Source organism: Bacteroides sp. Ga6A2 (assembly GCF_000702225.1).
GTDB lineage: Bacteria > Bacteroidota > Bacteroidia > Bacteroidales > Bacteroidaceae > Ga6A1.
The window spans coordinates 86,831-100,362 of the sequence record NZ_JNKX01000014.1 but is presented as its reverse complement, the minus strand read 5'-3'; the positions used below and the strand labels follow the sequence as shown (position 1 = coordinate 100,362).

The 13,532-nt window shown below is 47.3% G+C and carries 9 protein-coding genes; 1 reads left to right on the top strand and 8 read right to left on the bottom strand.

The genetic code is table 11. The features are described from left to right. Nucleotides 1-190: 190 nt before the first annotated feature. The 6 genes from T538_RS0104585 to T538_RS0104560 all read right to left on the bottom strand — a co-directional run bounded on the left by T538_RS0104585 (nucleotide 191) and on the right by T538_RS0104560 (nucleotide 5,551). Entirely contained in the window at nucleotides 191-1,213 is a 1,023-nt protein-coding gene (locus T538_RS0104585; RefSeq protein ID WP_081834862.1) for an AAA family ATPase, read from the bottom strand. A gap of 26 nt (nucleotides 1,214-1,239) precedes the next feature. Then, nucleotides 1,240-2,136, bottom strand: coding sequence for an XAC2610-related protein (locus T538_RS0104580; protein WP_031532408.1), 897 nt, complete (start codon nucleotides 2,134-2,136; stop codon nucleotides 1,240-1,242). 2 nt (nucleotides 2,137-2,138) lie between these two features. Further along, nucleotides 2,139-2,705 carry a hypothetical protein gene (locus T538_RS0104575; protein WP_031532407.1) on the bottom strand — a complete coding sequence of 189 codons (567 nt, stop codon included), beginning with the start codon at nucleotides 2,703-2,705 and terminating at the stop codon, nucleotides 2,139-2,141. A 6-nt stretch (nucleotides 2,706-2,711) separates the two neighbouring features. Beyond that, complete coding sequence (locus tag T538_RS0104570; protein WP_031532406.1) at nucleotides 2,712-3,281, bottom strand: hypothetical protein; 570 nt, start codon at nucleotides 3,279-3,281, stop codon at nucleotides 2,712-2,714. Between the two features lie 165 nt (nucleotides 3,282-3,446). Next, a complete protein-coding gene (locus T538_RS0104565; protein WP_031532405.1) occupies nucleotides 3,447-4,829 on the bottom strand; it encodes a TMEM43 family protein in 1,383 nt (460 codons plus the stop codon). A gap of 116 nt (nucleotides 4,830-4,945) precedes the next feature. Beyond that, nucleotides 4,946-5,551, bottom strand: a complete 606-nt coding sequence (locus T538_RS0104560) for a hypothetical protein (RefSeq protein WP_031540843.1) — start codon at nucleotides 5,549-5,551, stop codon at nucleotides 4,946-4,948. A 297-nt stretch (nucleotides 5,552-5,848) separates the two neighbouring features. Here T538_RS0104560 and T538_RS0104555 point away from each other — a divergent pair, with 297 nt between their 5' ends. Continuing rightward, the gene (locus T538_RS0104555) at nucleotides 5,849-6,613 is read left to right on the top strand and encodes a DUF4923 family protein (RefSeq protein ID WP_197025747.1); all 765 of its coding nucleotides are present in this window, start codon (nucleotides 5,849-5,851) and stop codon (nucleotides 6,611-6,613) included. Between the two features lie 271 nt (nucleotides 6,614-6,884). Here T538_RS0104555 and T538_RS0104550 read toward each other — a convergent pair whose 3' ends face one another. Next, nucleotides 6,885-9,719, bottom strand: a complete 2,835-nt coding sequence (locus tag T538_RS0104550; RefSeq protein ID WP_031532402.1) for a sugar-binding domain-containing protein — start codon at nucleotides 9,717-9,719, stop codon at nucleotides 6,885-6,887. A 105-nt stretch (nucleotides 9,720-9,824) separates the two neighbouring features. Beyond that, complete coding sequence (gene purL / locus T538_RS0104545; protein ID WP_031532401.1) at nucleotides 9,825-13,523, bottom strand: phosphoribosylformylglycinamidine synthase; 3,699 nt, start codon at nucleotides 13,521-13,523, stop codon at nucleotides 9,825-9,827. Between the last annotated feature and the right edge of the window lie 9 nt (nucleotides 13,524-13,532).

The window sequence follows — 13,532 nt, the reverse complement described above, 5'->3', positions numbered from 1 at the left end:
TATGTTTTTGGATAAGGGATATTAGTTTTCAGGTGTTTTTCAGGAATTTCTCAGTTATGCCGAATTTGCCGCTCGAATTCTGTTTATTTGCTACCGAATGGACGCAAGAATTCGGCAGCATCAAAAAATTTGGCAAAAAAAATCTCTGCCCCACTCTTTTTGCCGAGAGAGAGGCAGAGACGAAATAAGGTTATTTGCAACTGTTGAACGCCTTGCTCAAATCGCTCTTTGTAAGTTCGGTAAGTTGCTTTGTGGTGAGGTCTTTCTGGTTAGACAATCGGTTAGCCTGCCGCTGTATGCTTTTTTCGAACACGTTGCGCACATATCGGGCATTTCCGAAGTTGCGGTCCTTATGGCACACCACGCTGTCGAGCCTGTGTTTTAGATAACGTTCGGCATCGGGCGCAAGCGTGTACTGATTTTTTTTGACATACATCTTAAAGATATCGCTAAGTTCGCCCGAGGTATAGTCGGGAAAACTGATATATCGGTTAAAGCGCGACTGAAGTCCGGGGTTGGAGTCAATAAAACGCTTCATCTCGTTGGTATATCCGGCTATAATTACCACAAGTTTGTCGCGGTCGTCTTCCATGCGCTTAAGCAATGTAGAGATGGCTTCCTGACCGTAGTCTTGCTTTATGCCCTCGTCGGGAACAAGCGCGTAAGCCTCGTCGATGAACAGAACGCCGTTAAGGGCCGAATCTACCACGGCATTTGTCTTTGTTGCAGTCTGCCCAACGTAGTTGGCAACCAGTCCGGAGCGGTCGGTCTCTACGGTGTGACCTTTCTTCAGCACGCCCAAATCCTTATATATTCGGGCAACGATGCGCGCCACGGTTGTCTTACCCGTTCCGGGATTTCCGGTAAAGACAAGGTGCAGCGACATCTTCGGCACTTTCAGTCCCTTCTTCTCGCGTTGCTTCTGCAACTTAACAAAGTTTGCAAGCGAGCGAACCTCGTCCTTAACCTGATCCAAACCAATAAGTTCGTCGAGTTCCTTGTAAGGGTCGCCCTCCAACGGAGCATTAACAACAATGCTGTCCTTCTTTTCGGCCTGCTCGGTTTTCTGAGCCTCTTTTTTCTCATCAGAATCCTCCTCGTCGGGCAGACTGATAGCCCATGCTACAAGGGCTATCAGCAGCACCACGATGCCTATAGAAACGCACCCGCAGCCCTTGAAGATTTTTGTGCCTAAATCTTTTGGTAATTCCATAATATAACTTACTATTTACAATTTCTTTACTCTAAAAAAAGCGACTTCGTGAACCACTTTGGAACTTCGTGACTGAACATAATATCAGTTATCTCCAGCGATTTGTGAGTAACGGGATTAGCCCATGCTCCACTCCAGTTCTGGTCTTTGTCGCATTTAAGGCTTAGATAGCCTGTAGTAGTGCCGTCCGGCAGCCGTTCCCTAAGGTCGTAGATGCCATCGAAAATTCCTTTTATCATGATAGGCGCAGGATTCTTGGCACGCGGATAATAAATGTAGCCAGCCACAATGCCGTCTTCATTCTTCTGAAACGCTATGATTACAGGAGTGCGGCCATTCAGTTTGGCATCTAAACGGAACAGAGGCAGGTTAAGCATATCGCTGAAATCTGCCACCTTGTCATCGTCAATCTTCCAGGTGTCAGAGAGATATTCGCAAAGCGTGCTGCCTTGCCAACGGTAATAAGTCGTTACGCGCGCATCAGGACCTGCACTCAACGTTGTGAAGATGATTTTCTTCTCGCCGTCAAATTGCGGCTCGCCAATATCGCTGTATCCCTCTGGCACTTCGAAGCAATGTTTTTTCTGATTCCAGAGCAAAGCCTCGTGCTGGACGTTGTTAGAAAATCCGCCCTTATAGCCAAGATTAATGTCTACATCGGGATAGCCGTCGAAATTGATGTCAGGCTCGGTTATTCCGCAGATGTCTTCCGTCGGAACGACAACCTTGAACGTGAAATTACTTACCGCGTTACTGCCAACGCAAGCGTGAAGTTTAACGGTTCTGATTTTTCCTTCGGAATCTTTCTCCGTTGTCATCTTGAAACTGAAATCCTTACGCTCATACAGGCTGGATTTCTGAGCCTTAACGCCTGCAACAAGGCACAGGCACAATACAACTAACACAGATACTCTTCTCATCATCTCTACTTTTTATTCTTCTGCAAATATTCGCGCATACCCTTAACTATGCCATACTCGTCTTCGAGATAGTTACTCCAGTCGTCTATGCGCCATTCGCCATTGGCATATTGCAGATGCCACCACATTTTTACGAAATCGTCCTCACCATCATTTATGGTGAAGGTTATTTCGGCTTTATCTTCTTTAAACGACTCTATCTTGACACCCGAAATAATAATCGGCGGGCACAATCCTTGCGAAAACGGCATGTACTCAACAAAGAAAAGTTGGTCGAAAGGCTTGCCGTCCTGCACCTTCAGAACCTCAGCCCTCAAATCAAGGTAACTCTTGGCAAAGAAAGCCGAATCGAGTTCATTCTGATTTACAGACTGTTGCGACAGAACTTTGTTTACCTTGGCATATACAAGAGCCGGATACCCTTGCAGAGCCTCCTTCTTATCTGTATCACTGACCTTTTTTTCGGCGACAACGCTATCTGTCGAATTATTTTTCTGCATTGTCTTCTGCACGTTGTTGCCACAAGAGCAAACAATCAGCAGAAACGACAGCAAAAGCAATATCTTTCTCATCTTTTTCTATTTTTTGCGGTTGGCTGAAATGTATTCCTTCATTCCCTCCTTCTCGCGCAATTCCTTAATCACTCCTTCGTCTTTGTAGTAGAAATAAAAATCGTCGACGAACCAGTCGCCGCGCTCGTACAGCAATCTAAGTTTCACGCGGCTATCGCCGAAATTATGAATTGTAATGTCAGCCCATGCAACCGAGTCGCCTTCGAGTTCTATCTTCTTTACCTTGTAACTCCATTTCGGGTCGATGTCCTGACCATTTATCCAATGGTCGCCGTCGAAATAAATCTCGTCACGCTCCTCGCTCTGTTTAACAGCCTCAGCCTCGAGCGCGCGGTAACTCTCCGAGCAATATTGCCCATCGTTCTTATACTTATAAATCGTATCAATTCGCTGATTTATATAGTCTTTGGTATGCTTTACCGAATCTATGTTTGCGTTTGCGACAGTCTTGACATCAGCCGAATCGGTTGTCAGGCTATCGACAGTTTCTGCGGTTTCAGCAACATTGCCAGTCTTGCTTCCGCAGGCTGAAAGCATCATAGCGGCAACGAATGCCGAGAATATCAGATTTTTCATAAATACACTTTTTCACTTTTCGCCCGAAGAGGCAAAGATAGTAAAATCTAATGTCTTGTCAAAAAAAAGAGATGGCTGTTTACGTTTCAGGAAAACGAAAAGTTCTGCGCCTGCATACCCGCGAAAGGCACACAGGCACAGAGCCATAGCCATAATCAATTTTTATCATGCATTATTGTCAGACGGCGCACTTGCAGACTCTGATTTCTTTGCCTTGGCTGCCAATTCCTTCAGTTTGTCCTTACCCTTGAAGGCAAATACCCATATAAGGAAGCCCGATATAACCAGCAACGTGATGCCCAATACAGGGCGATAGAAGAGCCATGCTACGGCAATGACAATGAGCGACCACACGATGCCCACAATTGTGCAGACAACGCCAACGCCCCAGCCGAAGATGCCGGCAACAAACGGAACGACCTTCAGGATTGTCTCGATAAAGCCGAAGATGCCGTTCAAGCCGCCAATTACAAGCATAGTTCCGATGCCACGCCAAACCCAAAGCCAGAAGCCGTTAGACTCATCTTCTGCCTCTATAATCTCGTCGCCAGTCTTCTTGCCCATAACAAGAGTCTGGAATCGCTTGCCGTTCTTTGCCTTGAAAGCCTTGAATGTCTCGCCGTCTACAACAGCCATAACCGTTACCTTGGCAGGAACTACCTGCTCAAATGTTACGCGAACATCACCCACCTCTGGCGAGCCCGGAACGCGACCGAAATACAGCACGTTTCCGGCCTGATGAACGTATTCAAAATCCTTCTTGTTTACGGCATTCTTAATGATGCTGTCGTTTACCGCCTTCAGAGAATCGGCAACAGCCTTGGCTGAATCTGAAATAACGGCAGTCTCGGCTGGCTGCTGCGCCGCCGTCTGCTGAGCCGACTTCTTAACGCCGTAGAAACGCTCGTAGGCTGTCTGCGCGTTCTTGTCGAGTTCTTTCAGAAGGTCTTCGCTGATAGCCAAGTTCAATCCTTCGCGAGAAGAAATCATGTGAATGAGGGTCTCGCTAAGTTTGTATGCGCCGAACTTTACGTTCTCGGCATACTGGTCAGCCCCCTCAACGGTTGTAAGAATAGTGTTTTTATTCTGGTATGCAGGGTCTTTGAACTCAGCCGACTCAACAGGACTGCTCACCCATTTCTTTGAATATGTGTATGTTGTGGTTGTAACCTCCTTGCCGCCAAGTTTGTCTTCCTTCTTCTCGTCAGAATGTTCAACCCATTGGTAATACTCTACCTTGCGATGCAGCGCGATAGCCTTTGCGCCAACGCCAAACTGGCTGTCGCTGAGCGAATCCTCGGTTGTTGCCAGAGCCGTTCCGCAAATAAGTTCACCCTCGAGCGATGCGTCCTTCTTGTTTGGATTCTCCATCTCGACATACGAGCCGCCGGCCTCCTCGAGCATCTTTGCTGTCTTTACCATACGACCTTCGTTCCACCAAAGAAGTCCCGTTCCGATACAGAACAGCAGGATTCCGCTGCCTATTGCCTTAAACGACCTTCCTACACGGGTTCCGTAACCCGTTGTTTCTTGTTCTTGATAAGCCATAAATTCTGTTATTTGTTATAATTATATGTCATCTTGTTTTCTTCTCTAATAAAAAAGAACCAATCCCCATTGGTTCGCGCCAACGGGGATTTATGAATTTGTTAGTAGATTCTAAATTACTTGGCTTGTGAGTATTTGGCTGTATCTTCGTCCGTCCAGTCAACTATTATTCTCCAATACTTGTTCGAATCGGCCGTGCCGCTCATAACAGGCTCGATGGTAAAAGCATCGTACGATGCGCCATTGAACTTCTGAGTAGCCCAGAACTTCTCTGTTACGAAATTTCCAGCCTTGTTCTTCATCACATAGAAGAAAGGAATAGAACGACTCTTGATGTCGCCGAGATTTGTACGCGAATAACTCCAGTCTTCGGCAAGCAGGCCAACCATAAGGATTTCGCCTTTGTTCTCGTCGCTCACCTTCATTCGGGCATCGGTATCGTTGTTGTACTTGTTCTGTTTCTTCACCATAGCCTTGAACACGTTGAGTGTAGCCTCATCATCGTCCATGCCAATCCACGACATGACTTCGGTCTTGCCGATAGGAGCACGCTTTGTGCTTACAGATTTTCCGTTAGCCAACTTACCCTCTTTGCCTTTGCTCTTTCCTGAAGTAACGGCACCTGCAACGCCTTTAATAAGTCCGAACTGAGCATTAGCAATGCTGTTGAATGTAAAAGTGGCAAAAATTGCCAAAACAAAAACTTTTAATGTCTGTTTCATAATATCTAAAATTAACAAAATATGTTCATTTTGGCGCAAAGATAATAATATTAGAAATACACATAATGAATTTTTTGTTGTTTTTTATACAAAATAAGATTTTTTAACACAATAATCCTGATTATTTACTCATATCCCATGAAAAAAACACAAAATCATCTATATAATCAAGAACAACGAAATAATAGCATTAATTTGCGCAAAGAACGCTTTAATCCGCAGAAAATGCTTCGTCGTTTCAACCTTTTTTGTAACTTTGTGCGCTATAAAGGTATTTTATTTTTGAAATTCACAAATATGAAATTGATTAAATGCACACTTTTGGCTGTGGCACTATTCTGTGTGCCAAGCCTTTCGCACGCACAATTGGGCGACATACTCAACAAGGTTGTGAATGCGGTAACAACTCCATCGGTATCTGCCAACCAACTCGAGGGCACATGGATTTTCACAGGTTCGGCAGTTCAGCTCGAATCGGACAACATTCTGAAAAAGGCGGCTGGCTCGGCCATCAGTTCACAGGCTCAGAAGAAGTTCGACAATTATCTGAAGCAGGCTGGAATCAAGGAGGGTAATCTTACCTTCACGTTCAAGAGCGACGGTACTTTCGACAAGACTATCGGCGAGAAGAACAAGGCAAGCGGCAAATATACCGTTTCGGGCGACAAACTTACGCTTACATACGATATAACTGGCATTTCATCTACCACAACCGTAAGCGTTTCGGGCGATGAGTTTTCTATGCTCTACGATGCCGACAAGGTGCTAACGGGCATCGAGTTCATCGGCTCAAAAGTAAACAACTCAACCGTTCAGACCATCACTTCGCTCCTCAAGGAATACGACGGAATGAATCTTGGAATGAAGTTCAAGAAGGGTGAGATAAAGAAGGAAGAGCCTGCAAAGACTACAACTTCTACAACCACAACAAAAAAGTCAACTTCTACGGCTAAGAAATCTTCTACTACAACAAAGAAGAAGGCTACAACAACAAAGAAGTCTACTTCAACAGCCAAGAAGACTACGACAACAAAGAAAACAACAACTACTAAAAAGAAATAATTTTCACGTTTTTTAGATAACTGAATGAGGGCGCGTCGCTTTTGCCGATACGTCCTCATTTTCTTTGTACCGAGGCAAAAGATTTTGTATCATCACGACCTCCGCTTTGGAATCACAACAACTCTCATTTCTCCCCAGCAAAAAGACAATAAGTCTGCCAACTAAATCCCGAACGCATCCCGAAGGAATCCCGAACCCTTCCCCTACTTCACTACGACAAAAACGATACAAAAAGGCTTGCAGGAATCAAACTCTGCAAGCCTTTTTTTTATTACTTAATCTTTGGTTTCAGTTCGTCGGGAGAATCTTTTGTAAACATATTCACCGGCGGAGCAGTCTTCTCATAGAGATTCGTGATTACAGATGGCTCAACCCTTATGCTTGGGTCGAACTCGCGGCTGTTCATGTACTCTATGATGCTCTTGCGTAGCTGACGGGCAACGACTCTCTCATCCAACTTTTTCGTAATATCAAGAGTTGTCATCAGCAACTTTCCGTTAAGCACGTTAGCCTCTACAATCGTTCCGCACTTGCGGCTAACATGCCATGTGTCAATTGGTTGCATTGGTGGCTGATAATCAATAGGGAACTCCGAAAGATTCATGACCTGAGCACGGTTTGCAAGTTCCCACCAGTTGATGTTAGTCCAACGGTCGGTTACAAAGTTGTTGTAAATCGGATGAGTTGTGTCGATGTACGCTCCTGTTGTGTGTGGAGGACGCATCTTAAACCACGATGTGTTCCAGAAGACAGGAAGGAAATCCTGACGGATGTCGTTTCCGTAGCGGACCTTTCCGGCTGCTGTTAGAAGAACCTTTCCGCCCTTCTTAAGTACGTCGAGAGCCTTGTTGTCGAGCGTGTCGGAAATGTATATATTCTTTGCGTCTGGCATTTCTACAGATTTCGGATAAACCCAGAATTCCCAGTTGTTAAGCCAGCTCTTGCCGTTTGCCTTGACTGAAACGGATAGCGTGCACTTTACGCCACGGCTCAGCTCGTCGGTTGAAATTGACGAAGGGTCGAACGCTACCGTGCCAGCCTCGTTGTTCTTTCCTGCCGGAATGGTTGCAGAGAGCAGTTCGCCATCAACATCCTTAGAGTTGTACCTGATATTGTATTCAACCTTGGCATCGCTCAAGTCGCCACCAGTTGCGTTGTAAATCTCTATCGGAACGCTTATCTTCTCGTCAGACTTATAAACAAATTTCGCAAATTTTGCCAACGGAACAACGTCGTTGCAGAAGTTTGTCCACTCGTCGGCATCAACATAGCCTTTCTCCTTCCAATGCACGTTCAGAGGTCCGACAAGGGCCGTTCCCTGACCGCTGTAATCGTTCAGACCAAGCAGAACGAATCCGGCATAATCCTTTGTGCGGAAGTTGCGCTCCATCTCATACTTGTATGCCAAAACCTGAAGTTTTCCGCTGGCATAGAGGAATTTCTCGGCTTGGTCGCCCATGCCGTTGTCGCGCAACAAATCCTCGAAGATGTCGAAATTCTTAGCCTTGTACGCGCCTGTGTACTGCGAACGCTCCTTCAAATCGGGGAAGGCGCACCATTGTCCCTGCTCGTGGCTAATCATCGGCGAGTTGTTAGGCTCTTTGCCCTTGTAGTTTCTCGGAAACTGAATGTCTTTCAGATAATCATCGTCTGAATGTGGCTTGCGTTTGCTCCAATCCAAGCCTCGACCACCGCCCTTAACGTGATATTCAGAGCCATCGTCCCAAGCCCATCCGCCACCTACGTTGGCACCGCAATATATACGTCGCGAGTCGGTCTTCTTCCAGTAGGCAACCCACTCGTTGCACCACTTAACCCAACCTCCGGCAGGCTCGTTTCCAGCCGATAGCATCACGAACGACGGATGGTTTCCGTAAGCCTCGACAAGTCTCTTTGTATCGTCCATCAGATAGATGTCGATGTACTGTTTGTTGTAGAGTTTAACGCCGTGGTTAGGCCATGACGGACCTTCGGGCTGAAGATAGAAACCAAGTTTGTCGGCTGCCGTGAAAGCCGCCTCAGGAGGACAGTACGAATGGAATCGCATGGTGTTGAGTCCGTATTCCTTGCACTTCTTGAAGATAGCCGTCCACGAAGCCTCGTCGGTTGGAGGATAGCCGGTCTCTGGAAAACAGCAGTTGCCTACCGTTCCGCGCACATATATCTGCTTGCCGTTGAGCAAGATGCGAGTGCCATCGACTTTTACGCTTCTCATTCCGAAGACTGTTTCGAAACGGTCGGCACCGCTTATTACGGCAAGTTTGTACACATTCGGATTGTACTCGTCCCAAAGGCGCATCTCGTCGCCAAGAACAATCTGGTAAGTGCTGTCTGTCAGTTTCTTTGACTTAACAGCCTTGCCGTCAATCTCGAACTTGAATTTCTTGGCCGTGCCTTTCACCTTTACGTCGATGAGTTTGTTCTCGACATCAGGAAAGACAGCCACGTTGCTGATATATGCCATCGGATGCGCATCGAGCGACATTCTGCCCACGATTCCGTTCCAGCAGCCCTGTGTCTGGTCGGTAACTGAGTGCGAATCCTGACCAACGCACACGTTCTCTATTCCGTTGTAAATCTTTATCGCAATCTCGTTGTCCTTTCCGGGAACGACGAAGTTTGTGATGTCGAACACATGAGGAGCAGAAAGGCTCATCTGATGTCCGACTTCCTTATTGTTTACGAAAACGGTTGTCTCGATATGCGGACGTTCAAGAGTCAGAATCACACGTTGTTTCTTCCACGTCAGCGGAACGGAAACTGTGCGTCTGTACCACGCGTTGCCCACATAATGTTTGTCTGGAGTAAGGAAGAACGGAAACTTCATGTTTCCCTCAACCTGATATTTCTTCATGTATGGATTGAAGAAATAAGATGAGTCGTAGAGCGAACTGACCCATCGTGTCTTTAACGACACAACATCGCCCTTTCCACGGGTTAGCATAGAGCCGGGAAGTTCTATGCTGTCATCGTATTTTGATGTAGCCGTAGCGGTTCCGTCTCTGTCTATCTTAAACTGCCATGTTCCGCTCAAATCAATTCTGTTTTGCGCGAAAGCCGCTGTTGTCAGCAAAAATAGTGCAAAGGAAAAAAATCGTCTTTTCATGATAGCAAAAATTACTGTCAATACATTATTTGCATTAAGGAGAAAGATAGTAAAAGGTTAGAGCGCAATCTGATACGCCCTAACCTTATTATATAGTAATGTATATTACTTCTTGTGAGCCTTAACCCACTCGCGGGCATTCACGAATGCCTCAATCCACGGAGTTACCTCGTCATGCTTACGCTCTGACGGATAGCAGCCGCATTGCCATGGGAAGAATGCACGCTCCAAGTGCGGCATCATTGCCAAGTGGCGACCGTCGGCGCTGCAAATTCCGGCAACAGAGAAGTCTGAACCGTTAGGATTTGCAGGATACTCGTCGTATGAATACTTCAGAACAACGTTGTAAGCATCCTCGCCTTCTGGCAATGAGAACTTGCCCTCGCCATGAGCAACCCAGATACCGAGTTTGTTTCCACTCAGCGAGCCGAGCAATACGCTGCGGTTTGTCTGAACAGTCAGACCAAGGAAGTTGCTCTCGAACTTGTGCGAGTTGTTGTGAAGCATGTGAGCGCGCTTCTTGTGCTCTGGGTTGATGAGGTTCAACTCAACCATCAACTGGCAACCGTTACATACTCCGAGCGAAAGCGTATCCTCGCGAGCATAGAACTTGTCGAGCGCAGCCTTAGCCTTAGGGTTGAACAGGAATGCACCAGCCCATCCCTTGGCAGAACCAAGAACGTCTGAGTTAGAGAATCCACCGCAGAACACGATGAAGTTGATGTCCTCGAGAGTTTCGCGACCTGTAATAAGGTCGGTCATCATCACATCCTTAACATCGAAGCCTGCAAGATAGAGCATGTATGCCATCTCGCGCTCACCGTTTGTACCCTTCTCACGGATGATTGCAGCCTTCAGGCCGCTTGCCTCGCGACGGTCTGGATTCAAACCGTACTGCGACAACTTGCCGGTGAAGTCTTTGTTAAATGCGAACTCAACAGGCTGCTTCTTGTAGTTCTCGAAACGAGCCTTTGCACAGCCGTTGAAGCTCTGCTTTGTATCGAGCAGATATGATGTTGAGTACCACATATCGCGCAAATAGTCAATGCCGAACTGATATGTTGCGCCGTCTTTCTCAACAAGAATGTGACGCTCGTCTGTTGGAGTACCAATCTTTACGAAAGCAACGCCAGCATCCTCAAGAATCTTCTTGAACTCTGACTTGTGCGCATCGGCAACCTGAACCACAACACCCGGATTCTCGGCAAACAATACCTTTATAAGGTCTTCTTCCTTGAAACCGTCGAGGTTGGCAACGATACCGCCCTCAACATTAGCGAAGCACATCTCGAGCAATGTTGTAATCAGACCGCCGGCTGAGATATCGTGACCAGCAAGAATCAAGCCCTTCTCTACCAACTCCTGAACAGCCATGAAGGCATCGCGGAAGTATTCGGGATTCTTACAAGTTGGAACATCAGAACCAACCTTGCCAAGGCTCTGTGCGAATGCCGAACCGCCAAGTGCAAGTTTGTCGAAACTGAAGTCGATATGATAAAGCGTGCTCTTCTCAACCTTTGCAAGAACTGGAGAAACGACCTTCTTAACATCGCTAACCTCGCCACCAGCCGAAACGATTACTGTTCCCGGGCTGATAATCTTCTCGCCGTTTGGATACTGCTGAGAAAGCGAAAGCGAGTCCTTACCTGTAGGAACGTTAATCTCGAGTGCGCAGCAGAAGTCTGACAAAGCCTGAACGCCTGCATACAGACGGGCATCCTCGCCCTCCTGCGAGCGGCAAGGCCACATCCAGTTAGCAGAAAGTGATATGCTGTCCATTCCGTCGGCAAACGGAGCCCAAACGATGTTTGTAAGAGCCTCGGCAACAGAAAGAACCGAACCTGCGGCTGGGTCGGCAAGACCTGCCTGTGGAGCATGTCCGATAGATGTAGCGATACCCTTGTTGCCTCTGTAGTCGAGTGCAACGACACCGCAGTCGCTCAATGGCAACTGAAGTTCTCCCTGACATTGCTGACGTGCAATCTTACCTGTTACCGAACGGTCAACCTTGTTTGTCAACCAATCCTTACAAGCCACAGCCTCTAGCTGAAGCACGCGTGCAACGTACTCGTTTACGTTTGCAGCAGAATATGTTACATTCTCGTATTTGCGCTCAACGGTCTTATCAACCATCACAGTCTTTGGAGAATGACCGAACATCTGAGCCACGTCGAGGTCGAACGGACGTACGCCGTCGCCCTGCTCAAAGCAGAAGTGTGCATCGCCAGTAGTCTCACCCACAACATACATAGGGGCGCGCTCGCGCTCTGCAATCTTCTTAACGTGCTCAATGTGCTCTTCCTGAATAAGCAAGCCCATGCGCTCCTGACTCTCATTGGCGATAATCTCCTTCGAAGAAAGAGTCTGGTCGCCGATAGGAAGCTTGGTCATGTCAATCTTACCACCGCACTCCTCAACAAGTTCAGACAGACAGTTAACGTGTCCGGCAGAACCGTGGTCGTGGATAGAAACAACAGGATTTACATCCTCCTCGCAGAGAGCACGGACAAGGTTGTTGGCACGCTTCTGCATCTCTGGGTTGGCACGCTGAACGGCGTTCAACTCAATGCCGCTTGAATAACGGCCGGTATCAACAGACGATACAGAACCGCCACCAAGACCGATGCGATAGTTATCGCCACCAACAACCACAATCTTGTTACCCTTCTCAGGAGTGCCCTTCAGGCAGTCGCGCTTTGTGCCGTAGCCAACACCTCCGGCAAGCATGATAACCTTGTCGTAGCCATACTTCTCGCCGTTCTCCTGATGCTCGAATGTGAGCACAGAGCCTGCGATAAGCGGCTGTCCGAACTTGTTACCGAAATCAGAAGCACCGTTAGATGCCTTGATAAGAATCTGCTCTGGAGTCTGATACAGCCAGTTACGAACAGGCATACCGCCTTCCCACTCGCGCTCGCCGTCGGTGCGTGGATAAGATGTCATGTAGACAGCAGTTCCGGCAATTGGCCATGAACCAACTCCACCGCCCATACGGTCGCGAATCTCACCGCCCGTACCGGTAGCAGCACCGTTGAAAGGCTCTACGGTTGTTGGGAAGTTGTGAGTCTCGGCCTTCAGAGAGATAACGCTCTCAATATCTTTAATTACAAAATAATCGCTTGTTGAATGATCTTTCGGAGCAAACTGCTCGACAACAGGACCTTGTGAGAATGCAACGTTATCCTTGTAGGCAGAAATAATCTTGTTAGGATTCTCCTGAGTTGTCTTCTTAATCATGGCAAACAGAGACGATTCCATCTCCTTGCCGTCGATGATGAACGAGCCTCCGAAAATCTTGTGACGGCAGTGCTCTGAGTTAATCTGCGCAAAACCGAACACCTCAGAATCGGTGAGTTTGCGACCAAGCTGCGCCTCAACATTGTGAAGGTACTCAATCTCGGCTGGAGAAAGAGCCAAGCCTTCCTGCTCGTTGTACGACTCAAGATCGTCGATGTACTGAATAGCAGCCGGCTTGATGTTTACTGTAAAAATGTCCTGATTCAAGCCCTTGTACATGCGCTGAAGCATCGGGTCATGATCGGCATTCTCGTCCTTTACTGGAAAGTACTCCTCAATTCGCTTCACGCCGCTGATGCTCATGTTCTGAGTAATCTCAACGGCATTGGTGCTCCACGGAGTAATCATCTCACGTCGAGGACCAACGAAACAGCCCTTCAGGTTATCCTCACTCTCTACGGTAGCGTCACCGTACAGCCAGCAGAGTTTCTTAACGTCCTCTTCGCTAAGCTGTTCAGCCTGAGTAGCGATGATGCTACCAGCCTGTGTTCTGAAGAAAAAAATCATATTTATTGG